The sequence below is a fragment of the Natrialba sp. PRR66 genome, from assembly GCF_034808065.1.
Taxonomy (GTDB): domain Archaea; phylum Halobacteriota; class Halobacteria; order Halobacteriales; family Natrialbaceae; genus Natrialba; species Natrialba aegyptia.
On the sequence record NZ_JAXHGN010000066.1, the window covers coordinates 1 to 279 of the forward strand.

General features: G+C 40.1%; 1 protein-coding gene. It reads left to right on the forward strand.

Going from position 1 to position 279, the window contains the following annotated elements; translation table 11 throughout:
• Window positions 1–59 precede the first annotated feature (59 nt).
• On the forward strand, window positions 60–279 hold a 220-nt coding region (locus SM755_RS23500), incomplete at its 3' end, for a hypothetical protein (protein ID WP_323174815.1).

Here is a 279-nt window from a genome sequence, read left to right on the forward strand (position 1 = left end):
GTTTGGGAGGTTTTCCAAATTTAATCCCATATTGCGCTTCAAAATTCGCAGTTCGTGGAATGATGGAAGGACTTCACGAGGAACTCAGGTTTAGTGGTCATGGCGACATCAAAATTACCACAATTTATCCCTTCATGGTTGACACTGGACTGTGCAAAAATCCCAGAATCAAATTCGACACTATGATGAAGATTCTCAAGCCGGATCAGGTGGCTAAAAAAATAATGACTGCTCAAAGAATGGGTGTAAAAGAAATTTCTCTTCCTGGGTATCTTTTAC